Raw genomic sequence first — 22,054 nt, 5'->3', positions numbered from 1 at the left:
ACATCCTGCAAGGCGGCATCCATTCCCGTGCCCGAAACCCCGCCGGTTCCGGGCACGCGGGAGAGCGCCACCAGCGGTGACGCCCCGGATAGCGGGCAATCGCGGGCATCCGGTTTTGTCATGCTCGTTTCGAGCAGGCGAGTCGCGATCAACTACCTTTCCCGGAAGTGGAGTTGCGCATGGCTGCAAGAACCGCCCGCACCAGCGGGATCCTCACAGCGGCACTGCTACTGGCCGGCGCCGTGGCCGCACCCTCGGCCGGTGCCACCGAAGACAGGGAGGCCGCCGCCGCGGACCTCCCGCACTGCGTCATGGACACCCGCACCGGCACCGAGAGCTGCTTCGCGAGCTTCCCCCAGGCCATCGCGGCAGCCACCGGCGGCCAGGTCACCGACGCGCCGTCCTCCCCACGGACGGCCGCCCAGGGCGACCGGGGCAGGGCCTTCCGTACGGAGATGAAGGCCCTCCAGGCCGATGAGGTCGTCCAGGGCACCTTCTTCGAGGACGGCCAGTACGGCGGGTCCTCACTGACCATCTACGGCGCCGAGCCGTGCAAGAAGGACGGCTGGGTGAACTACCAGTACGACCTTCCCGACGACTGGAAGAACCGGGTCTCCTCCGTACAGCCGTGGGCCGACTGCTGGCTCTGGCTCTACCCGGAGCCCGGCCTCGGCGGCGACAGGGACGGCCCGTTCAAGGAGAACAGCCCGGACGTCGGCTCGTTCATGAACGACCGCGCCCAGTCCATCGGCTTCAGCTGACCGCCGGCCCCGGCCGGCTTCCCCCCACAAGAATCCCCCCACACCCCTCGGAGGTCACCATGACCACAAGAGTCCGGCTCCCCGTCTTCCTGGCAGCCCTCGTCACCGCGGGAAGCGCCGTCCTCATGGCCCCCACCGCCGCACAGGCGGAGGAGCAGCCCACCATCCGCGAGCTGCTCGACAAGTGCGACAACGGCACCGACGTGTGCGTCTTCCATCCCGACGGGCCGCCCCAGGTGTCCATGGGTGAGGCCCACCAGGTCGGCGACAGCGCCTTCAACTGCACCGCGGACCTCCAGCGCTCCACCGTCGGCTGGTCCGACACCACCGGCGAGTCGAACAGCGTCGGGGTCTCACTGAGCGCGGAGTACGGCTTCTCGCTCGTCTTCAAGATGACCATCGAGACCAGCTACCAGCACACGTGGGAGAGCTCACACACCGAGTCGGAGCAGACGAACGTCGACGTGCGCCCCGGTGAGGTCGGCTGGGTGACCCGCGAGGCCCAGATGCAGCGCGTCAGCGGTACGTACGAGCTGCACTTCCCGGACCGCTTCTACGGCCACTACTACTGGTACGTGCCGTTCGACGCGACCGGTCCGCTGCCCGACGCGCCGAGCACCAAGACGCAGCACACCCGGGCGATGACCGATCAGGAGAAGGCCGAGCACTGCGCCTGAGACCCGCCCGCCGGCACAGCTCCGGGGCCCGTACCGATACGACAGGTACGGGCCCCAGCTGTGAGAAAACGGTCAGCCGTACAGGTCAGCCGTACATACGGCGCATCGCGAAGTCCACCATCTGCTCGACCGCCTTCGCGTCGAACACCATCCGGTGGTCGCCCTCCATGTCGAGCACGAAGCCGTACCCCGTCGGCAGCAGGTCGATCACCTCCGCGCCCGTGATCACGAAGTACTTCGACTCCTTGCCCGCGTACCGCCGCAGCTCCTTGAGCGTGCTGAACATCGGGATCACCGGCTGCTGGGTGTTGTGCAGCGCCAGGAATCCGGGGTTGTCGCCCCGCGGGCAGTAGACCTTCGACGTCGCGAAGATCTGCTGGAAGTCCTCGGCCGCCAGCGACCCCGTCGTGAACGCCCGCACGGCGTCCCCGAGCGACGGAGGCGACGGCTCCGGGTACAGCGGCTGCTCTCCGTACCCGCCCGCGCCGACGCCGCCCATCGGCTGCTGCGGCTGCTGCTGGGGGTGCGGGTACTGCTGCTGAGCGCCCGGGTTCTGGTCGTAGCCGTACATGAGCGCAAGAGTACTGAGGAATGCCGCCGGGGGGAGCCTCGTCACAGATGCCCGGAAGGGGTTGCATCTTATTACCCATGGGTAGCATCATCGGAGCTACTTACCGGTAAATGGATGAGGAATCTGCCTCCCCGATCCTTACGGAGTCGTCGCCATGGGGCACTACAAGTCGAATCTCCGCGACATCGAGTTCAACCTCTTCGAGGTCCTCGGGCGCGACAAGCTCTACGGCACGGGTCCGTTCGCGGAGATGGACGTGGAGACCGCCAAGAGCATCCTCGAAGAGGTCGTCCGCCTCGCGGAGACCGACCTCGCCGAGTCGTTCACGGAAGCCGACCGCACCCCGCCGGTGTTCGACCCCGAGACCAACACCGCGCCGGTGCCCGCGGCCTTCAAGAAGAGCTTCCAGGCCTACATGGACTCCGAGTACTGGCGTCTGGGCCTGCCCGAGGAGATCGGCGGCACGACCTCGCCCCGCTCCCTGATCTGGGCCTACGCGGAGCTGCTCCTCGGCGCCAACCCCGCCGTGTGGATGTATGCCTCGGGCCCGGCCTTCGCCGGCATCCTCTACGAGGAGGGCAACGAGGCGCAGAAGAAGGCCGCCGCGATAGCCGTCGAGAAGCGCTGGGGCTCCACGATGGTCCTCACCGAGCCGGACGCCGGCTCGGACGTCGGCGCGGGCCGCACGAAGGCGGTCGAGCAGCCCGACGGCACCTGGCACATCGAGGGCGTGAAGCGCTTCATCACCTCCGGTGAGCACGACATGTCGGAGAACATCCTTCACTACGTCCTCGCCCGCCCCGAGGGCGCGGGACCGGGCACGAAGGGCCTGTCCCTGTTCCTCGTGCCGAAGTACGAGTTCGACTGGGAGACCGGCGAGCTGGGCGCGCGCAACGGCGTCTACGCGACGAACGTCGAGCACAAGATGGGCCTCAAGGCGTCCAACACCTGCGAGATGACCTTCGGCGACCGCCACCCCGCCAAGGGCTGGCTGATCGGCGACAAGCACGAGGGCATCCGCCAGATGTTCCGCATCATCGAGTTCGCCCGGATGATGGTCGGCACGAAGGCCATCGCCACCCTCTCCACCGGCTATCTGAACGCGCTGGAGTACGCCAAGGAGCGCGTCCAGGGCCCCGACCTGGCGCAGTTCATGGACAAGGCCGCGCCCAAGGTCACCATCACGCACCACCCCGACGTGCGCCGCTCGCTGATGACGCAGAAGGCGTACGCGGAGGGCATGCGCGCCCTCGTCATGTACACCGCCTCGGTCCAGGACGAGATCGCCGTCAAGGAGGCCGGGGGCGAGGACGTCAAGGCGCTCAACGGGCTGAACGACCTGCTGCTGCCGATAGTGAAGGGTTACGGCTCCGAGCGGTCGTACGAGCAGCTGGCGCAGGCGCTCCAGATCCTCGGCGGCTCCGGCTATCTGCAGGAGTACCCGATCGAGCAGTACATCAGGGACGCCAAGATCGACACCCTCTACGAGGGCACCACGGCCATCCAGGGTCAGGACTACTTCTTCCGGAAGATCGTCCGCGACCAGGGCCAGGCGCTGAACACCCTCGCCGAGGAGATCAAGCAGTTCCTCGCGGTCGGCACCGGCGGTACGGAGCTGGCCCCGGCCCGCGACGCGCTCGCCAAGGCCGCCGTCGACCTGGAGGCGATCGTCGGCCGGATGCTGACCGACCTCACCGCCACCGGCGAGGACGTCAAGAACATCTACAAGGTCGGCCTCAACACCACGCGCCTGCTGATGGCGTCGGGCGATGTGGTCGTCGGCTACCTGCTGCTGCGCGGCGCCGCCGTGGCCACCGAGAAGCTGGAGACGGCCGCCGCGAAGGACGTCGCGTTCTACCAGGGCAAGATCGCGGCCGCGAAGTTCTTCGCGGCGAACGTGCTGCCGGACGTCTCGGCGCAGCGCGCGCTCGCCGAGTCCGTCGACAACTCCCTCATGGAGCTGGACGAGGCCGCGTTCTAGGACAGGACCTGGCCCGCGGCACTCGCGTCACGGCTTCCGCATCGGCAGGGCATCTCTCGGGGAGAGGTGTCCTGCCGCTTGTCCGCCCGCCGTCCGACCGCCGTCCCTCCGCCTTCCGACCGCCGTTCCCTCGCCTTCCGCCCCGCCGCCCGTGCCTGATCTACCCATGTGCGGAGCTTGTCCCGACCCGGCCCATGCCGTTGCAACCGGTGACGGGACCGGTGTCCTGCCCCGTCGTTATGGTGAACCCCATGAGCACTTCCGCCCGCTTCGACCGCGGCCACACCGACGACCTCATGTCCTTCCTCGCGGCCAGCCCATCGCCGTACCACGCGGTGGCAAATGCCGCGGAGCGCCTGGAGAAGGCCGGCTTCCGGCAGGTGCTGGAGACGGACGCCTGGGACGGTTCGGCGGGTGGGCGGTTCGTGCTGCGCGGCGGGGCGATCATCGCCTGGTACGTACCTGAGGGCGCCGAGCCGCATACCCCGTTCCGGATCATCGGCGCGCACACGGACTCCCCCAATCTGCGGGTGAAGCCGCTGCCGGACACCGGCTCGTACGGCTGGCGGCAGATCGCCGTCGAGATCTACGGCGGGACGCTGCTCAACACCTGGCTCGACCGCGATCTGGGGCTCGCGGGCCGCATCACCCTGCGCGACGGCTCGAACCGGCTGGTCAACATCGACCGCGCGCTGCTGCGCGTCCCGCAGCTGGCCGTACATCTGGACCGCTCGGTCAACACCGACGGCCTCAAGCTGGACCGGCAGCGGCACATGCAGCCGATCTGGGGCCTCGGGGAGCCCGAGGAGGGCGATCTGATCCGCTTCGTGGCCGAGGAGGCGGGCGTCGAGGCCGAGGACGTCACCGGCTGGGACCTGATGCCGCACGCCATCGAGGCGCCCTCCTACCTGGGCCGGGACCGCGAGCTGCTGGCCGGGCCCCGGATGGACAACCTGCTGTCGGTGCACGCGGGCACGGCCGCGCTGGCCGCGGTCGCCGGCGGACCCCTCCCGTACATCCCGGTGCTCGCCGCCTTCGACCACGAGGAGAACGGCTCGCAGTCGGACACCGGCGCGGACGGACCGCTGCTCGGCACGGTGCTGGAGCGCTCGGTGCTCTCCCGTGGCGGTACGTACGAGGACCGGGCGCGGGCCTTCGCGGGCACGGTCTGTCTGTCGTCGGACACCGGCCACGCCGTGCACCCGAACTACGGCGACCGCCATGACCCGACGCACCACCCGCGCGCCAACGGCGGCCCGATCCTCAAGGTCAACGTCAATATGCGGTACGCGACGGACGGCAGCGGCCGGGCCGTCTTCGCCGCGGCCTGCGAGAAGGCCGGCGTGCCCTGGCAGTCGTTCGTCTCCAACAACTCGATGCCCTGCGGCACGACGATCGGCCCGATCACCGCAGCGCGGCACGGCATCCAGACCGTCGACATCGGCGTGGCGATCCTTTCGATGCACAGTGCGCGGGAGCTGTGCGGCGCGGACGACCCGTACCTGCTGGCGAACTCCCTGGTGGCGTTCCTGGAGGGCTGAGGAGCCCGACCCGCCTCGGCGGGCCCAGGTCCGCCGAACCTCCGCCGCCCGCATGGCTGTTCCGGACCGGGGTACCCGACCCAATGGCCCGGAACGGCCACCACTCGTATCAGGAGGCGGGATTCATGGGCATAGGCGGATGCATCGCTCTTATCGCGGTGGGGGCGATCCTCACCTTCGCGACCGACTGGGAAGTCGACAGCGTCAACCTCGACCTGGTCGGTCTGATCATGATGGCGGTCGGCATCATCGGCATCGCCACCTTCACCAGCATCGCCCGTCGCCGGCGAGCGATCGTCACCCCGGTCGCCCCGACCGTCGTGGACAGGAACGACCGGGGCACGGGCTTCTGATCAGCGCGCGTCGGCAACGGTGTTTGTCAGCTGCGCGTCGTCACACGTCTACGCGTCGAGCCCGGCGAGTACGAGCCCGAGCCGGGGCGTTCCCGCCTCTGTGACACGGACGGGGACGCCCCAGTCCTGCTGATGCACATGGCAGGCCGGGTACTCGTTCGCCGGGTCGTCGTCGCAGGAGGCCGCCATCGCGGAGACATGCAGCACGCCCTCCGTGACACCGTCGGCCAGCACCAGTTCACGGCTCAGGTCCGAGCCGGCGCCGCCGCCGTCCGCCAGCAGTTCCGGCGGGGTGGCGGAGACCAGCAGCCGGGTCGAGGGGCCGTAGCGGGTGTCGAGCTTCTGCCCGGTCGGCGCGGTGAAGACAATGTCCAGCCGGAGCGCGCCGGGGGCGACCTCGGTCGCGGCCCGCTGGGTGCGGTGGGCGACGGCCTCGACGCGCACGGCCTCGTCGGGCAGCCGCAGCCGGGTCAGCCGGTGGCGCGCGGACTCGACGACGACGATGTCCTCACCGACGAGCACGGCGTCGCTCGGCTCCCGCAGATCCGTGGCCAGGGTGGTCACCTCACCGGTCGCGCCCTCGTGCGTCGGAGGCGTGTAGCGGCGCAGCGCGTGGTTGTACGTGTCCGAGACGGCGACGGACCCGTCGGGCAGCGCGGTGACACCCAGCGGATGCTGGAGCAGGGCCTGTCCGGCGGCGCCGTCGCGGTGCCCGAAGTCGAAGAGCCCGGTGCCGACGGCCGTACGGACGACAAAACGATCGCCGTCCTGCTGGGCGCCGTCCCTCGCGTCCCTCTCGACGTAACGCAGCGAACTGGTCTCCGAGTCGGCGACCCAGAGCCGGTCCCCGGCCGCGGCGAGCCCCGACGGCTGCGCGAACCACGCCTCCGCGGCGGGCCCGTCCACCAGACCCTCGTTGGTCGTGCCGGCCGCGGCCTCGACGGTGCCGGTGGCCGGGTCGTACGTCCAGAGCTGGTGGACACCGGCCATCGCGATCCACACCCGGTCGGCCCACCACGCCACGTCCCACGGCGAGGAGAGATCCACTTCGAGGGCGGGCCCCGAGGCCGGTGAGCCCTGCCACCACTGCCTGCCGGTCCCGGCGACGGTCTCGATCGCGCCGCTGACCGGGTCGTACGTCCGCAGCGCGTGGTTCACGGTGTCCGCGACGATCACCTTGCCGTCGGGCAGCAGCGCCAGCCCCTGCGGCTCGCTGAAGGAGTCCCGGCCGAAGCCGCGCTCGCCGGAGCCGATCCGCCGGACGACCGTCTCCCCGTCCGCCGCCAGCTCGACCAGCTGATGGCGGGTGGAGTCCGAGACGAGGAAGTGCCCGTTCTCCAGCACCAGCGCCTTGCCGGGGAACCGCAGATCGGTCGCGACCGGCTCCGGCGGCACGTACGGCCCGTCCCCGCGCCGCAGCGTGCCCTTCGCGGCGTGCTCGGCCTCCAGCTCCTCGACCAGCTTCTCGATGGCGTGCGCATGCCCCTCGCCCGCGTGCTGGGCGACGACATATCCCTCGGGGTCGATCACGACGAGCGTGGGCCAGGCCCGTACGGCGTACTGCTTCCAGGTCGCCAGCTCGGGGTCGTCCAGGACGGGGTGATGCACCTCGTACCGCTCGACGGCGTCGACGACGGACTGGTGCTCGGCCTCGTGCACGAACTTCGGCGAGTGGACGCCGATGATCACCACGGTGTCGCGGTGCTTCTCCTCCAGCTCCCGCAACTCGTCCAGCACATGCAGGCAGTTCACACAGCAAAAGGTCCAGAAATCGACAATTGCGATACTGCCGCGCAGATCCGCGAGGCTCAGTTCCTTGCCGCCTGTGTTGATCCAGCCACCCTTGCCGACGAGCTCAGGGGCGCGGACGCGGGCGCGGCGGGACGCGGGAGAAGCATCGTTCATGAAACAAGGGTGCCACCAGCGGGATCGTCCCCATCGACCGGGATGGCCGGTGGAGGGGTAGCGGGGTGGGCGGCGGCTCGGGTCGGCACCGGCCGGCCGGGCATCGGCCGAAAAGCGCCACCCGTACGCGTGCACCTACGTCCGGACCGCCGGCCCGCCGGAGCGCCGGGGTACCCGTTTTCCATGAAATATCTCGTGCGCGACAAGATCTTCGCGATCGGCGACGACTACTGGATCGAGGACGAGCACCGCAAGAAGGCCTTCCTCGTCGACGGCAAGGCGCTGCGCCTGCGCGACACCCTGGAGCTGAAGGATCCCACCGGGCAGGTGCTGATCACGCTCCGCCAGAAGCTGCTCAGCCTGCGCGGCGCGATGACCATCGAGCGCGGCGACCAGCCGCTGGCGACCATTCGCAAGAAGCGGCTCTCGCTGCTGCGCAATCACTACCGGGTGACCCTGGTCGACGGCACCGAACTGGATGTGAGCGGGCGGATCCTGGACCGCGAGTTCGCGATCGAGTACGACGGCGAGCTGCTCGCGCACATCTCACGGCGCTGGCTGCGGGTACGGGAGACGTACGGCGTGGATGTCGTACGGGAGGACACGGACCACGCGCTGCTCATCGCCGTGGCGGTGTGCGTGATCCGGATGGCGGAGAAGGAGCGCGACCACGACTGAGGGCGCCGGGGACACTGGTCGCGCGAGGGATGGGCACCCGGCACCAGGCGCTCGGCCGCGACGCGCACGTTCAGCGGCATCGGCGTCAGCGGCAGCGGCAGCGGCAGCGGCAGCGGCAGCGGCACCAGCGTCAGCGGCGCGGCGGCGTCTCCAGCCCCAGCAGCCGGTCCTTCAGCGCCGGGAACTGCTCACGCGTCGCCGCGACCTTCCCCGGGTCGAGATCGACCGTCAGGACCTCCTCGGCCATCCCCGCCTCGGCGAGCACCTCGCCCCACGGGTCCACGACGATGCTGTGGCCCGACTGCTCCACCCCGGCGTGGGTGCCCGCGGTGGAGCACGCCAGGACGAACGCCTGGTTCTCCACCGCGCGGGCCTGGGCGAGCAGCGTCCAGTGCGCGCGCCGGCGGGCCGGCCAGCCGGCCGGGACGACGAGCAGCTCCGCGCCCGCGTCGATCAGCCCCCGGAACAGCTCGGGAAAGCGCAGGTCGTAGCAGGTGGCGAGACCGAGGGTGGTCCCGGGGAGCGCGACCGTGACGAGTTCGTCGCCCGCGCCCATCAGCGTCGCCTCGCCCCGGTCGAAGCCGAAGCGGTGGATCTTGCGGTACGTACGGACCAGCTCACCGGCGGGGGAGAGGACGAGCGAGGTGTTGTAGAGCGTCCCGTCCGCGTCGCGCTCCACGATGGAGCCGGCGTGCAGCCAGACCCCGGCGTCGCTCGCCGCCCCCGACATCGCTTCGAAGGTCGGGCCGTCGGTCGTCTCCGCCTCGGCGGCGAAGGATTCGTACGCGAATGCCCCGACCGGCCACAGCTCCGGCAGGACCACCAGATCGGCGCCCCGCTGCTCCCGTACCAGCGCGGCGGCACGCCCCCTGCGAGCTTCGACCGATTCATCCGGTTCTACTGCGATCTGGATCAGAGAGGCGCGCACAGTACCACCGTCCTGGCATTCGAGCCGTCAACACGGGCCTACGATCGTCACACGAAAGCACTGCCGGGGTGCCACCGGGCAGCGTAACTTAGCTGCCGAACCTCCCACGCAGCCCGCAGCCAGCCAGCAAGCCAGCCCGCGTACCGCAGAACCGCCGAGGGGTCCCGTGACCGTCCATCCCAGCCTTCAAAACTACGCCGATGCCTGGACCCACTCCGTCGAGGCCATAGCCGAGCTGGTGCAGCCACTCGTCGAAGGTGAGTGGAGTTGGCGCACGCCGTGTCCAGGCTGGTCCGTACGAGACATCGTCTCGCATGTCATCGGCATGGAATGCGAGATGCTCGGGGATCCACGTCCGATCCACTCACTGCCGCGTGATCTCTACCACGTGCAGAGCGAGATCGCCCGCTACATGGAGATGCAGGTCGATGTACGGCGGCACCACACCGCGCCGGAGATGACCTCCGAGCTGGAGTACACGATCATCCGCCGCAACCGTCAGCTGCGGAACGAGAACCGCTCCCCCGACACCATGGTCCGTGCCCCCCTCGGCACCGAGCAGACCCTCGAAGCCGCCATGCGGGCGCGCGCGTTCGACATATGGGTGCACGAGCAGGATCTGCGCACGACGCTGAACAAGCCCGGCAATCTCGACTCCCCCGGCGCCCTGATCACCCGCGACGCGCTGCTGGCCGCCCTGCCGAAGGTCGTCGCCAAGGACGCGGGCGCCCCGCCGAACTCGGCGATCGTCATCGATGTGCACGGCCCCGTGGAGTTCCTCCGTACGGTCCGCGTGAACGCGGACGGCCGCGGCTCGGTCGACGGCTCACCCTCGCTCGGCCCCCTGCTGACGCTCGCGATGGACTGGGAGACGTACTTCAGGCTGGCCTGCGGCCGGGTGCGGCCCGCGGCGGTCGCGGACCGGATCAAGCTCGACGGCGATCAGGAGCTGGGGACGGCGATCCTGCGCGAGTTCGCGGTAACGCCGTGACGCGTCGGGCGCGTTAGGCGCCAGGGCGCTCCGGGGCCGGCCGCACACCCGCACAGGCCGGACCTCGTTACGCCGCCCCGCCCCGCCAGGCTCCACGGCCTCGATCCGTACGCTGCCGCCCTCACGTCCGTACGCCCCCGGCTCTCATGCCGGTACGTGCACGGCCTCCACCCGGCTCGCCACCAGCCGCTCCCGCTCCCGCCGCGCCGTGCGCGCCCGCAGCCGCAGGATCTGCACGGTCCCGACCACTTGGAGGACGAAGAGCGAGGAGAAGGCGATCCGGTAGTTGTCGCCGGTCATGTCCAGCAGGACGCCGACCGCGAGCAGTGTCGTCATCGAGGCCGTGAAACCGCCCATGTTGACGATTCCGGAGGCCGTGCCCTGACGCTCGGGCGGGTTCGCCGGCCTGGCGAAGTCGAAGCCGATCATCGACGCGGGTCCGCAGGCGCCCAGAACCGCGCAGAGCGTGATCAGCAGCCACATCGGGGCACGGTCGCCGGGGTACGCCAGCGTCGCCGCCCAGACCAGCGCCGTCGCGCCGACCGTGCCGAGGGCCAGCGGGGCCCTGGCCGCGTGATGACGGCCGATGACCTGTCCGTACACCAGCCCGATGGCCATGTTGGAGAGCACGACGAGGGTGAGCAGCTCGCCCGCGACGGCCCGGGACAGGCCCTGCGCCTCGACGAGGAACGGCAGCCCCCACAGCAGCAGGAAGAACATCGCGGGGAACTGCGTGGTGAAGTGCACCCACAGACCGAGCTTGGTGCCTGGTTCCCGCCAGGACGCGGCGAGCTGCTTCCGTACGTAGGCGGCGCCCGCGTGCTCGGCGGGCGGCGGCTCATGGCCTTCCGGGTGGTCCTTGAGGAAGAGCAGCATCAGTACGAGTACGAGGACGCCGGCCATGGCGCTGCCCGCGAACGTCGCGGTCCAGCCGAGGCTGTGCAGGGTGCGGGAGATGAAGATGGTGGAGACGAGATTGCCCGCCATCCCGAAGAGCGCGGCGATCTGCGCGATCATCGGCCCGCGCCGGGCCGGGAACCAGCGGGTGCCGAGCCGCAGCACGCTGATGAACGTCATCGCGTCGCCGCAGCCGAGCAGGGCACGGGAGGCGAGGGCCGCGCCGTACGAAGGGGAGAACGCGAAGCCCAGCTGCCCGACGGTGAACAGCACCACGCCGAAGGTGAGGACCTTCTTCGTGCCGAGCCGGTCGACCATCAGGCCGACGGGTATCTGCATGCCCGCGTAGACCAGCAGCTGGAGTATCGAGAACGTCGACAGGGCCGAGGCGTTGACGCCGAAGCGGTCGGCGGCGTCGAGACCGGCCACGCCCAGGCTCGTACGGAAGATGACGGCCACGAAGTACACGGCGACGCCGATGCCCCAGACCCAGGTGGCCCGGCGGCCGCCGGGTGGATCACCGGGCAGCGTGATCGAGACAGCGCTCACCGGTCCTCACCCCTGACCAGCACTTTGACGCGGCTGACATGCCGGCGGACGCACGCGGCCGCGCCGTCGGCGTCGCCCGTCCTGATGGCTTCGAGCAGTTCGCCGTGCTCGGTGATGTTCGCGGCGATCCGGTCGGGGTGCGCCTCCATCACGGCGACCCCCATCCGCAGCTGCCGGTCCCTGAGCTGGTCGTACAGCTTGGCGAGGATCTCGTTGCCCGCGCTGCGCACGATCTCGGCGTGGAAGCAGCGGTCGGTCGCCGCGACCGCGGCCAGATCCCCGTCCCCGGCCCGCCGCCGCTGCTCCTCCAGCAGCTCTTCCAGCCGCTCTATCATCCGCCCGGACGCCGGTATGACCTTCCGTACGGCGAACTCCTCGATCAGCAGCCGGGTTTCGACGACATCCGCGATCTCCTGCGCGGAGACGGCGAGCACGAGCGCGCCCTTCTTCGGATAGAGCTTGACGAGCCCCTCGACCTCCAGCTTGAGCAACGCCTCCCGCACGGGCGTACGTGACACCCCTACGGCCTCCGCCAACTCCCCTTCGGTGAGGAGGGTGCCGCCCTCGTAGTCACGGTCGAGCACGGCCTTCTTGATATGGCGGTACACGCGGTCAGCGGCGGGCGGTTGCTTCATGGCGGGGGCGGGGGCGGGGGCGGAAGGCATGCGCACAGCTTAGATACAACAGAGGTACAACAGCATCCCGGGTCCGCATCCCGGACAGGGCCTAGGTTGTGGGGCGTGACCGGCCACGCAATCGCAGAGGTACGTCTCACCGCGTTCAAGAGCTTTCGCGACGCGGCACTCAGCCTGGCCCCGCTGACGGTGCTGATCGGACGCAACAGCAGCGGCAAGTCCGACGCCCTGGACGGACTGGAAGTCCTCTCCCGGCTGGCTCGCGGAGACGACATCGGTGAAGCTGTCGAGAGTCGGCGCAGCGCCTCGGGACCGGTGCGGGGCGGACTGATCGGATGCGTGCCGCACGGCTCCGACCGATTCTCACTGGGCTGTACGGTCAACACCGAGCACGGCCCCGTCGACCTCGATGTGACCATCCTGGTGGAACCCGAACTGCGGATCATCGATGAGCGCCTGACCGGCCCCACGGCGGGCGGCCACAAGCCGCTTCTGACCAGCGGTGAGGCCAGCCCGCACGTCGGAGACATCACCGCGACGTGGCACAACGGCAGACCGGGCCGCAATCCCAGTGGCCCGTTCCGCAATACCCGACTGCTCACCTCGCAGGTGCCACTACGGCTCACCAGTGCGACCGGCGGCGAGGAAGACACCCTGTGGGCGGCAGAAGCCATGCTCTCCGCCCTCACCGGTTCATTCCACCTCGATCCTGTTCCGCATCTGATGCGGCAGTACGTGCCCGCACGCGACGACCGTCTCCGGCGTACGGCGGAGAACCTCTCGGCCGCCATTGGCGGGATCCAGCGAAGCAACGAAGACCTTTTTCACCACCTTGTCTCGCTGCTGCGTGGTCTGGCCGACCATGACATCGAGCGGCTCGCCGTCACCAAGTCGGAGCTGGGCGATGTGATGCTCGCCCTCGATGAAGGCCGGCTGGGACTCACACCCGCCCGCGAGATGAGTGATGGAATGCTCCGCTTCCTCGCCATCACCACATCACTGCTCACCGGAGACGAGGGGCTGGATCTGGGGCGCGTCGGCTGGGGCACTCCCAACGGCTCGCTGATGCTGGTCATCGAGGAACTGGAGAACGGCCTGCACCCCTCACAGGCATCGGAAGTCCTGCGGCTCGTCCGGCAGTCGGCCGCCGAGAACAGCACCCAGGTGCTGATCACCACACACAGCCCGGCCCTGCTCTCCGCACTCAGCGGCGACGACCACAGGGGCGTGATCGTCTGCTCGCGCGACCGCGAGACCGGCGCGAGCAGGCTGACTCGTCTCACCGAGCTGGACGGCTACGCCACAGCCATGAGCGCCGGGCCACTGGGCGATGTGGTCACCAACGGCCGTCTGATGGATTCACGTCCGGGTAAGCAGGACTACTCGGAGTTCGATCGCCTTCTCGGGATCGGGTGAAGCGGTGGCGCGTGGGGTGGAGTTCGTCGACACGTCAATCCTGTGCAACCTTCTGGAGGTCCCCGGAAAATCCCAGGACCGCGAGAAGGCAATCGCGGAGTTGAAGCGCAAGCGGGAGCTTCGGGAGGCCGATCTGCTGCTGCCTGTCACCGCGATCATCGAAACGGGAAACCACATCGCCCAGCTCTCTGACGGCTACTACCGGCGGTTATGCGCTGAACGCCTGTCCGGGGTACTGGTCACCGTGATCGAGGGAACCGCGCCCTGGGCCCTCAACGAGGTCGAGTGGAACGCGGCCCATCTGCGTGCGCTGGTGGACGGCGGGAGCACCGGCGCCAGCCTGATCGAGCACGCGTGCAACAGACTCGGCTGCGGCGACCTGAACATCCTGGTCGAACGCGACCGCTACCTGGCGCGGACCTCCGGCGTGACCGCGGCCATCTGGACCCTCGATGAACTGCTCGCGTCCTACGCCTGAGCACCGTCGGACGAGATCCCCTCCCAAGCCGCGCGTCGCGCGTCGAAGGCGGCGCTGCTTCCCGTACGCCCCTTAACTCCTCGTACATCCCTTGGGTATGCTCGCGCGTCCTATATGGAGACCCCTTTCCCGACGTGGTCTCATTTAGGCGCATCGCAACACAAACCAATGCATTCGCCGAATCGGAGCGTTTCCCTTGACACTTACCCTCCCGGGCGCGCGAAGAGCGGCTGTGGTCGCCCTCACCACCGCCGGCACCCTGCTGACCGCCTCCGCCCTGGCCGCTCCCGCCCAGGCGGCCGCCGCTCCGTCCGTCAGCGGCAAGGGCGCGTTCCTGCTGAACTACGCGTCCGGCGCCACGGTCTACAGCAAGTCCGCTGACACCAGGCGCCAGATGGCCAGCACGACGAAGATCATGACGGCCGCCGTGGTCCTCAGCACCAAGGGCGTGAACCTCGACCGCAAGGTCACCGTCAAGCGGGCCTACCGCGACTACGTCGCCAAGCAGGGCGCGAGCACCGCCGATCTGCGCACCGGCGACAAGGTAACCGTCCGCCAACTGCTGTACGGGACGATGCTGCCCTCGGGCTGCGACGCGGCGTACGCCCTGGCCGACACGTTCGGCACCGGCTCCACCGCCGCCGCCCGCACCAAGTCGTTCATCTCGAAGATGAACGCGAAGGCCGCCGAACTCAAGCTCAAGAACACCAAGTTCGACTCCTTCGACGGTATATCGAAGGCGGGCAACAACTACACGACCCCGCGCGACCTGGCGAAGATCGCCCAGTACGCCATGAAGAACACGAGCTTCCGCACGGTCGTCAAGGCCACGAGCTACAAGGGCACGGCGCCGACCAGCAAGGGCGGGAAGCGCACGTACACCTGGTACAACACGAACAAGCTGCTCGGCTCCTACAAGGGCGCCATCGGCATCAAGACCGGCACGGGTACGTCGGCCGGGCCTTGCCTGGTCTTCGCCGCCACCCGCGGCAGCAAGACTCTCGTGGGCGTCATCCTGAACGGCTCCGACCGCTACAAGGACGCGGCGAAGGTGCTGGACTACGGCTTCGGCTCGACGTCGGCGAAAACGATGCAACTGCGCCCGCTCCCGGCGGACGCGCAGCGCGACTGATCGCGTCGGGTACGGGCGCGGGTACGAGCGGGGAGCGGGGGTACGGCCACAAGTGGTGGCCGTACCCCCCCTTTTTCGCTTTTACGGTCGCCGCAGACCGGCCTGGAAGGCACCCCAGGCGGCGGGGGCGACGCGCAGGACGGGGCCGGTCAGGTTCTTGGAGTCGCGTATAGCAACGGTGCGAGGCACGTTGACGGCAACCTCCACGCACTCACCACCGGACCCGCTGTAGCTGGACTTCACGAAGACGAAATCGATCACGGATACATCCCCTTGCAGATGCTGTCGATCAGGGTTACCGAATCCTTGGGGGCGAGACTCAGCCGGGCCGTTCGGTCGAAGAACGAGCTGTACACAGCACCCTCTTCGTCGTTCTCCACCCACACAGTAGAGACGATCGTGTCGGTATGAACCACGTCCACCGCCTCGGTCTCTGCGAACGAGACGATGTTGAAGGAGCCGACCACGCACGGGTGCCCTCCGGACTGGAACGGCATCACCTGGAGCCGTACGTTCGGCAGCTGAGCCACCTCCAGCAGATGCTCCAGCTGGTTTCGCATCACCCTTGGGCCGCCCACCTGCTGGCGAAGCGCGGCTTCCCAGACCACCGCGTACACCTCCAGCGGATTGTCCCCGACAAGCCGGGCCTGTCGCTTCATCCGCACTTCCACGATCCGCTCGATATCGTCCGGGTCCTCCCAGACCCCATCGCTGACGGCGAGTGATCGCGCATACTCCGACGTCTGGAACAGGCCCGGGATCAGGGAGAGTTGCCACGTCCGCAGGCGGCGGGCCACATCCTCCATGGCGATGTACTCCGCCAGAGCTCCCGCCTGTGGCGAGTGCTGCCACCACCCCTTCGCCTTGCGGCGCTCCCGGTCCAACCGCGCCAGCTCCAGGAGACGCCCCAGCACCTTCGGGTCGTGCACACCGTAGAACTCGCACATCGCCCGAATATCCGGATCCCTCATTGGAACCCAGCCGCGCTCCATCTTCGCGATCTTCGAGTTGGTCGCGCTGATCACTCGAGCGACCTGTTGCTGGGTCTTGTCCGCCGTTTCGCGCAGGCGTAGCAGCTCACGTCCGAGCCTGCGCCCCAGAACGGTTGACGCCCGATTCCCTTGTTGAGCCGATCCATTCACGGCCCAAGTGTCGCCCCGATGGCGCCGACCAGTCGACTGCCTTCACCCGTTGGGGACAATTGGCTCCGTTTCACTTGCACCCAAGAAACTGTCTCACTACGGTCGGCATTCAACCGCTCGCACAGCGGCGCCAGTTGGCGGAAGTGCGCCGCCCCGCCCTGCGCCGAAACAGGCGCGGCCGCGGCATGCCCCCGCCAACGCCAAGCGCACGCCGCACGGGCATCCCGACCGCACACGGAGGTGCGCGTCCATGACCGCAGCCCAAGAGGCATCCACGTCCGAGCCCGTCATCCGGGAGGACCGCCTCGACTACACCCCCACCGCCGGCAGCGTCACCCTCGCCCGTCACCGCACCGGCCGGCTCGTCACCCAGTGGGGGCATCCCGAACTCGCCTGGTCGGCGACCCTCCTGGTCAGCGAGCTCGCGACGAACGCGCTGCTGCACGGCTGTCTGCGGGATCGGCTCTTCCGGGTACGGATCGTCCTCACCGCCACCGTGCTCCGTATCGAGGTGACGGATCCGCGCGGGGAACGGCTGCCCGCCATGCGCGTCGCCGATGACGACGAGTGCTTCGGGCGCGGCCTGCTCATCGTCACGCAACTGGCGGACCGGTGGGGCATCGAGCCCCGGACCGTCGGCAAGACGGTGTTCGCCGAGATCGCCGTACGACCGCACGGCGGGCCCGTCCGAGCTGAGATTGCCGACTGCGGGTCAGAAGCGGGTACCCGGGGCGGACCAGGTCGTTCGGTGCTGGTGGGGCCGCCCCTTGCTGTTTGAGTGTCGCGGTTCCGGGCCGGGCGTCAAGGGCGCTCCTTCGTCGCGTCGCGAGCGATGGGCTGCGCCCACCCTTGACTCCCGTCCCTCCACCGCAAGTGACTCTTTGAGGGGGGCGGCCGGGGGGAGGGGTTCCCGGGAAGATCCGCTGTTTCCTGGGGTCTGTTCCCGGCCGCCAGGCCGGTGGGCGGTGTGCGCGGCAGTGGAATGGGGCGGCCCGGCACCGGCTCAGCGTCGGACTGCGGTGGGGGCCGAGGCACAAGCAGGTGTCTGAGCTCCGTGGCCGCATGGCACCTCAGAAGCGGGTACGAGAGGCGCTCGACGACCTGATATGTACCTATTTGCCCGGCTGATTGGAGTCCTCACCGGCCGATCGTGCGTCAGGGGGCGCGTTAAGCAGGCATCGGGACGGGTGAGCTGACCGTTGCTGCGGTCCGGCTCCGGTCGTAACCCGTCGGGCGGTCCTAGGCCTTCGGCTGGGTGAAGCGGATGCTGTTGCCGAAGGGGTCGCGGAGGCCGCAGTCGATGCCGTACGGACGATCGGTGGGTTCCTCGGTGAACTCGACGCCCCGGGCCAGCAGCGTCTCGTACGTCTGGCGGCAGTTGTCCGTACTGAAGATGACCGAGCCGCCCATCGCGCCCTTGGTCACCAGCTCGCGGACCTGCTGCGCCGTCTCCTCGGACATCTGCGGACCGCCCGGCTTTTCCAGCAGGATCTGGCGCTCCGGGTGGCCGGGGAGGCTGACGGTCAGCCAGCGCATGAAGCCCATGTCGACGTCGGCGTTGACCTCCAGGCCGAGCTTGCCTACGTAGAAGTCGAGGGCTTCGTCCTGGTCGAGGACGTACATCTGTGAGTGCGTGATGGCGTTGAACATGTGCGTCACGCTACTGGGCAAGCCGGACGAAAACTTGTCCAAAACTGCTCAGTCGACGGACGGTGCGGACGGTCAGGCGTTCGGCCGCAGCCACGCCATCGCGAAGCAGGACGGTACGTCCATGGCCGGGGCTACCTTGCGGTACGTCCTCGGCGACCGGCCGACGATCTCGCGGAACGTGCGGCTGAAGGTTCCGGGACTTCCGAAGCCGACCTGGAAGCAGATGTCCGTCACGCTGTGGTCAGTCTCGCGCAGCAGGAACATCGCGCGCTCGACACGGCGGCGCTGCAGGTAGCGGTGCGGCGTCTCGCCGAACGTGGCCCGGAAGGTGCGCGTGAAGTGCGCCTGCGACACATGGGCGATCCGGGCCAGGGCGGGGACGTCCAGCGGCTGCGCGTAGGCGCGGTCCATCGCGTCCCGTGCCCGAAGCATGCGGCGGTTGGTGTCTTCTGCGGCGCGGCTCACGGCGCCATGACACCACGGTTCTCCGCCGTCCGGCCGACCGGGGGCCGAGGTGGCACGACGTACGGCGGCCGACCGCCGGCCCGGGGTGGTTCTACTTCAGCTTCAGCCAGTCGGTGTAGCGGGTGGGGGCGATGAGGGCGCCGTTCTTGGCGGTGAGGACGTCTCCGGGGACGACGGCGAACATTCCGGCGGTGTCGTCGGTGGTCACCGAGCGCTTGTCGCCCTGGGAGGCGAGGGTGATCCGGCCCAGTTCGTCCAGCGGATACGTGTCGGGCCCGGCGAGGTCGATCGTGCCGCCCAGGGGCGATCCGGCCGCGACGTCGGCGACGGTGGCGGCGACGTCCGCCGCGGCGACCGGCTGGAGGGGGGTGCGGGGCAGGCGGACGGTGTCGCTGTCGGCGGTCAAGGACAGGACGGCGTCCATGAACTCCATGAACTGGGTGGCTCGGACGATGGAGTAGGGGACGGAGCCGGCCTTGAGGATGTCTTCCTGGAGGGTCTTGGCGCGGTAGTAGTCGAGCTCGGGTACGTGGTCGACGCCGACGATGGACAGGATGACGAAGTGCCCGGCGCCTGCCTGCTGGGCCGCGGCCAGGAGGTGGTCCATCGAGGTCTGGAAGAACGCGGGGGAGGCGTCGTCGAAGGTCGGGGAGTTGGTCAGGTTGACGACCACGTCGGCGCCGGCCAGCGCCGCGTCCAGGCCCTGACCGGTGAGGACGTCGACCCCGGTGGACAGCGAGTGCGGCACCGCCTCATGCCCGGCCGCGGCCAGGTTCTGGACGACCTGTGACCCGATCAGCCCGGTTCCGCCGATGACTGCGAACTTCATGGCACGTCCTGCCCTTCCTCGACGACTCGTCCGCCGAGGATTTTATGTGCCTTTTCACCGTGACTCGGACATTCGACGCGCTGATCATGGCGGGGAGGGCCGGGGCAGGCGCGTCAGGTCACCGCGAACTTGGCGACGTACTCGTCGAAGGGCTCAATGCCGACTTCCACGCGCAGTTCGTCCATCCGCTCCGGTTCTTCACAGGGCCACGGGATGGGCGAACCGTCCTTCACGCCGGCGATCTGCGTGCCGTACACCTGCTTGCGTCCTTCGTTGACCAGCGTCCACCGTCGGCCAGCCGAACGCATCCATGATCTCGTTCAGCCGGTCACCGTGCTGTGCGGTCAGCCGGCGCCATGCCAACTGCGCGGTCGGGTCATCGCTGTTCGCGTGCACCGAGGTCTGCTGATCCGCCGCAGCCATGCCCAATAGCTCCGCCGCCAGTGCGGCAACATCGTGCGCCACTCTCAACTCCCAGGCCAGATCGGGCTGTCGTGCTGGTCGTACGCAACCCTAAAGGGGCATACAGCACACAAAGATCATTCCGGAGAATGGCGACAGGCACGTCCGTGCGCTGGGACACTGGATCTACCGGTGAGGCCGGAGCCGAATCTCCCGCGGCACCGGTCCCGGCTGGACCCGTCGCGAAAGCCCCTCAGGTGCCCGGGCGCCAAGCCCGTGCGCGAGCAGACGACGGGCCGCAGCAGGAAGTCCGCGACCGGCGACAGCCGCGCGGGTCAGGTCAGCTGGACGCCGCCGTCGACGTCGACCACGGATCCGGTGGCGTAGCCGTTGGTCATCAGGAACACGGCGGTCGAAGCGATGTCCTCGGGCAGGCCGACGCGTCCGACGGGCACGCTGGCGACGTACTGGGTCAGCAAGCGCGTCCGCACATCCACCGGGACGTCGTCGAAGGCGGGAGTCTCGACCAGGCCGGGGGCGATGACATTGACCCGCACCGGGGCCAGGTCGACGGCGTTGGCCTTGCCGAAGGCCTCCAGGGCAGCATTGATCGCGGCCATCGTCGGGCGCCCGGGGCCGTGCTTGCGGCTCGCGATGCCTCCGATCAGGACGATCGAGCCGTCCTTCGCAATGCGGTCGGCCGCGGCCCGCACCCCGTCGTAAGCGCCCCAGAACTTGGTGTCCATGAACCCTCGGGCAGCGTTGGAGTCCAGTTCCCGCACAGTGCCGAGGGCGGTGGCACCCGCCGATATTGCCAGGTGGTCGAAGGAGCCGACGCGGTCGAGCATGGCCTCGATCGAGGCCGGGGAGGTGATGTCGACCTGCTCGGTCGCTATACCGGCGGGCACGTTGCCCGCGTGACGCGCGGGATTGCGACTGGCTGCCGTGACCCGCGCCCCGGCGGCCATGGCGTGCTCGGCGATGGCGAGGCCGATACCGGAGGTGCCGCCAATCACGACAACGTGCTTACCAACCAGGGAGTCGGCGGTGCTCATAAGCGATGTCCTGTTCTCGGGTGGGGGATCATCCGGAGGGACGGTAGCCGCCACCGCCTGCGGATCGGTTTAGCAGCGCGCAGCGCCTCCCTGACAGGCAGCCAGACCAGCCACTCAACCCGCCAAGAGCGGGGCCCAGTGGAGGCGGCGTCCCTGGTCGGGTGGTTGTGCGAACCAGCCGCCTGAGCCGAGAGAAAGCCTGCTAATGTGACCGGCCATGCACACTTGGTGCCAGTGGCGTGAAGTCCGCCTATATTGGCATCTCAGCCACAGGAGTCGGCTTGGCACCTCGTGCGGGAACCGGCCGTTGTACCGCGCTGCTGCTGACGGTTGCATTAGCGACCGGAGCTCTCACCGGATGCCAGTCCTTTCTGGACGCCGCGCCCGCCCAAGGCTGCGAGAACACCGAGAGCCGGGTCAAGGAGCTGGAGTCGTACGACATCCTCGACTCTCGGCCCGAAGGAACCGTCGTACCTCAGGGCTTCAAGGATCTCGAGTCCGGCTGCTGGGAGGACAGTGGCGAGGCGTGGGTATACGCCGAGCGGACCTACGTATTCCGCGGCGACAAAGCCGAAGTGACCCAGTACTACCGGGCGGCAGCGGAGCACGACGGCTGGGAGCTGTCTCAGACCTCCGGGAAGGCGTCGAAAGCAGAGCGGCCTGCGAATCTGTGCTTCACCCTCGGCACGGGGGACGGCACGACGATGCTGGACGTCTACTTCCTGACCGAGGAGATCCTCGATGCGGAAGAGCGCAAGCCCGGGCCCGAATTCAGCTCTGGATCCGGCTACCGTGTGGCCGTCACCTCCACGGCAGACGGTTCTACGACCAGCTGCTCGGCCTGAAGCCGGCCCCTGGTTACCTGCTGCGGCCTGTTCAACCCAGCGCCGGCCACCTACCGGCTCGACCCACACCGACCCCGACCAGCTCACCCGCGCCTTGGGGCCATCCCTTCACCGTGGCGAGCCGGGAACTCCTGCACCAGCTCACGACGGGGACCTGGCGTCCGCCCGTGCCG

At 68.9% G+C, this 22,054-nt stretch carries 24 protein-coding genes; 12 read left to right on the top strand and 12 right to left on the bottom strand.

Features of this window, described 5'->3' with window-relative positions; all coding sequences use genetic code 11:
- Positions 1–179: 179 nt before the first annotated feature.
- Both ACFVWW_RS09980 and ACFVWW_RS09975 read left to right on the top strand, forming a co-directional pair.
- Positions 180–761: a hypothetical protein gene (locus ACFVWW_RS09980; RefSeq protein ID WP_386877104.1), complete on the top strand. Its 582-nt coding sequence runs from the start codon at positions 180–182 to the stop codon at positions 759–761.
- Between the two features lie 59 nt (positions 762–820).
- Positions 821–1,438, top strand: a complete 618-nt coding sequence (locus ACFVWW_RS09975) for a hypothetical protein (RefSeq protein WP_386877102.1) — start codon at positions 821–823, stop codon at positions 1,436–1,438.
- Positions 1,439–1,523: 85 nt separating this feature from the next.
- On the opposite strand, the gene ACFVWW_RS09970 is transcribed toward ACFVWW_RS09975, so the two are convergent.
- Positions 1,524–2,009: an SseB family protein gene (locus tag ACFVWW_RS09970; RefSeq protein ID WP_384178580.1), complete on the bottom strand. Its 486-nt coding sequence runs from the start codon at positions 2,007–2,009 to the stop codon at positions 1,524–1,526.
- 154 nt (positions 2,010–2,163) lie between these two features.
- Here ACFVWW_RS09970 and ACFVWW_RS09965 point away from each other — a divergent pair, with 154 nt between their 5' ends.
- The 3 genes from ACFVWW_RS09965 (at position 2,164) to ACFVWW_RS09955 (ending at position 5,884) form a co-directional block, all read left to right on the top strand.
- Complete coding sequence (locus ACFVWW_RS09965; RefSeq protein ID WP_384328704.1) at positions 2,164–3,990, top strand: acyl-CoA dehydrogenase; 1,827 nt, start codon at positions 2,164–2,166, stop codon at positions 3,988–3,990.
- A gap of 251 nt (positions 3,991–4,241) precedes the next feature.
- Positions 4,242–5,531 carry a M18 family aminopeptidase gene (locus tag ACFVWW_RS09960; protein WP_384178574.1) on the top strand — a complete coding sequence of 430 codons (1,290 nt, stop codon included), beginning with the start codon at positions 4,242–4,244 and terminating at the stop codon, positions 5,529–5,531.
- 125 nt (positions 5,532–5,656) lie between these two features.
- Positions 5,657–5,884, top strand: a complete 228-nt coding sequence (locus ACFVWW_RS09955; protein WP_384178571.1) for a DUF6458 family protein — start codon at positions 5,657–5,659, stop codon at positions 5,882–5,884.
- A gap of 48 nt (positions 5,885–5,932) precedes the next feature.
- On the opposite strand, the gene ACFVWW_RS09950 is transcribed toward ACFVWW_RS09955, so the two are convergent.
- Positions 5,933–7,789, bottom strand: coding sequence for an NHL domain-containing thioredoxin family protein (locus ACFVWW_RS09950; RefSeq protein ID WP_386877099.1), 1,857 nt, complete (start codon positions 7,787–7,789; stop codon positions 5,933–5,935).
- A gap of 183 nt (positions 7,790–7,972) precedes the next feature.
- Between ACFVWW_RS09950 and ACFVWW_RS09945 the strand changes: the two genes are divergently transcribed.
- Positions 7,973–8,467 (top strand): LURP-one-related/scramblase family protein, encoded by a 495-nt coding sequence (locus ACFVWW_RS09945; protein WP_384178565.1) that lies wholly within the window; start codon positions 7,973–7,975, stop codon positions 8,465–8,467.
- A 130-nt stretch (positions 8,468–8,597) separates the two neighbouring features.
- Here ACFVWW_RS09945 and ACFVWW_RS09940 read toward each other — a convergent pair whose 3' ends face one another.
- A complete protein-coding gene (locus ACFVWW_RS09940) occupies positions 8,598–9,395 on the bottom strand; it encodes a carbon-nitrogen family hydrolase (RefSeq protein ID WP_384328713.1) in 798 nt (265 codons plus the stop codon).
- Between the two features lie 166 nt (positions 9,396–9,561).
- Between ACFVWW_RS09940 and ACFVWW_RS09935 the strand changes: the two genes are divergently transcribed.
- Entirely contained in the window at positions 9,562–10,386 is an 825-nt protein-coding gene (locus ACFVWW_RS09935) for a maleylpyruvate isomerase family mycothiol-dependent enzyme (protein ID WP_384178560.1), read from the top strand.
- A gap of 144 nt (positions 10,387–10,530) precedes the next feature.
- On the opposite strand, the gene ACFVWW_RS09930 is transcribed toward ACFVWW_RS09935, so the two are convergent.
- Both ACFVWW_RS09930 and ACFVWW_RS09925 read right to left on the bottom strand, forming a co-directional pair.
- On the bottom strand, positions 10,531–11,832 hold the full coding sequence (locus ACFVWW_RS09930; protein ID WP_384178557.1) for a nitrate/nitrite transporter: 1,302 nt from the start codon (positions 11,830–11,832) through the stop codon (positions 10,531–10,533).
- A complete protein-coding gene (locus ACFVWW_RS09925; protein WP_384328719.1) occupies positions 11,829–12,497 on the bottom strand; it encodes a GntR family transcriptional regulator in 669 nt (222 codons plus the stop codon). Before ACFVWW_RS09925 ends, ACFVWW_RS09930 begins: the two co-directional genes overlap by 4 nt.
- Positions 12,498–12,572: 75 nt before the next feature.
- Here ACFVWW_RS09925 and ACFVWW_RS09920 point away from each other — a divergent pair, with 75 nt between their 5' ends.
- The 3 genes from ACFVWW_RS09920 to ACFVWW_RS09910 all read left to right on the top strand — a co-directional run bounded on the left by ACFVWW_RS09920 (position 12,573) and on the right by ACFVWW_RS09910 (position 15,493).
- The gene (locus ACFVWW_RS09920) at positions 12,573–13,883 is read left to right on the top strand and encodes an AAA family ATPase (RefSeq protein WP_386877096.1); all 1,311 of its coding nucleotides are present in this window, start codon (positions 12,573–12,575) and stop codon (positions 13,881–13,883) included.
- Between the two features lie 16 nt (positions 13,884–13,899).
- On the top strand, positions 13,900–14,361 hold the full coding sequence (locus ACFVWW_RS09915) for a hypothetical protein (protein WP_384328725.1): 462 nt from the start codon (positions 13,900–13,902) through the stop codon (positions 14,359–14,361).
- Positions 14,362–14,557: 196 nt separating this feature from the next.
- Positions 14,558–15,493, top strand: coding sequence for a D-alanyl-D-alanine carboxypeptidase family protein (locus ACFVWW_RS09910; RefSeq protein WP_389679440.1), 936 nt, complete (start codon positions 14,558–14,560; stop codon positions 15,491–15,493).
- A gap of 81 nt (positions 15,494–15,574) precedes the next feature.
- Here the strand turns inward: ACFVWW_RS09910 and ACFVWW_RS09905 are convergent, their stop codons facing one another.
- A complete protein-coding gene (locus tag ACFVWW_RS09905; protein ID WP_386877092.1) occupies positions 15,575–15,754 on the bottom strand; it encodes a DUF397 domain-containing protein in 180 nt (59 codons plus the stop codon).
- Positions 15,751–16,635: a DUF5753 domain-containing protein gene (locus ACFVWW_RS09900; protein WP_386877090.1), complete on the bottom strand. Its 885-nt coding sequence runs from the start codon at positions 16,633–16,635 to the stop codon at positions 15,751–15,753. The genes ACFVWW_RS09905 and ACFVWW_RS09900 overlap by 4 nt, the downstream gene beginning before the upstream one ends.
- Positions 16,636–16,885: 250 nt before the next feature.
- Between ACFVWW_RS09900 and ACFVWW_RS09895 the strand changes: the two genes are divergently transcribed.
- Complete coding sequence (locus tag ACFVWW_RS09895) at positions 16,886–17,413, top strand: ATP-binding protein (protein ID WP_386877088.1); 528 nt, start codon at positions 16,886–16,888, stop codon at positions 17,411–17,413.
- Positions 17,414–17,874: 461 nt separating this feature from the next.
- Here ACFVWW_RS09895 and ACFVWW_RS09890 read toward each other — a convergent pair whose 3' ends face one another.
- The 5 genes from ACFVWW_RS09890 to ACFVWW_RS09870 all read right to left on the bottom strand — a co-directional run bounded on the left by ACFVWW_RS09890 (position 17,875) and on the right by ACFVWW_RS09870 (position 21,036).
- On the bottom strand, positions 17,875–18,285 hold the full coding sequence (locus ACFVWW_RS09890) for a VOC family protein (protein ID WP_384328737.1): 411 nt from the start codon (positions 18,283–18,285) through the stop codon (positions 17,875–17,877).
- A 72-nt stretch (positions 18,286–18,357) separates the two neighbouring features.
- Positions 18,358–18,750 (bottom strand): helix-turn-helix domain-containing protein, encoded by a 393-nt coding sequence (locus ACFVWW_RS09885; protein ID WP_384328740.1) that lies wholly within the window; start codon positions 18,748–18,750, stop codon positions 18,358–18,360.
- 91 nt (positions 18,751–18,841) lie between these two features.
- On the bottom strand, positions 18,842–19,579 hold the full coding sequence (locus ACFVWW_RS09880; protein WP_386877086.1) for an SDR family oxidoreductase: 738 nt from the start codon (positions 19,577–19,579) through the stop codon (positions 18,842–18,844).
- Between the two features lie 113 nt (positions 19,580–19,692).
- The gene (locus ACFVWW_RS09875; RefSeq protein ID WP_386877084.1) at positions 19,693–19,887 is read right to left on the bottom strand and encodes a DUF6624 domain-containing protein; all 195 of its coding nucleotides are present in this window, start codon (positions 19,885–19,887) and stop codon (positions 19,693–19,695) included.
- Positions 19,888–20,316: 429 nt separating this feature from the next.
- On the bottom strand, positions 20,317–21,036 hold the full coding sequence (locus ACFVWW_RS09870) for an SDR family oxidoreductase (protein ID WP_384178530.1): 720 nt from the start codon (positions 21,034–21,036) through the stop codon (positions 20,317–20,319).
- A gap of 281 nt (positions 21,037–21,317) precedes the next feature.
- Here ACFVWW_RS09870 and ACFVWW_RS09865 point away from each other — a divergent pair, with 281 nt between their 5' ends.
- Positions 21,318–21,881 carry a hypothetical protein gene (locus tag ACFVWW_RS09865; protein ID WP_384328746.1) on the top strand — a complete coding sequence of 188 codons (564 nt, stop codon included), beginning with the start codon at positions 21,318–21,320 and terminating at the stop codon, positions 21,879–21,881.
- Positions 21,882–22,054: the final 173 nt, after the last annotated feature.

Source organism: Streptomyces sp. NPDC058198 (assembly GCF_042882605.1).
Classification (GTDB): domain Bacteria; phylum Actinomycetota; class Actinomycetes; order Streptomycetales; family Streptomycetaceae; genus Streptomyces.
The sequence above is the reverse complement of the archived record's forward strand: the minus strand, read 5'-3'. Positions and strand labels throughout refer to the sequence as shown.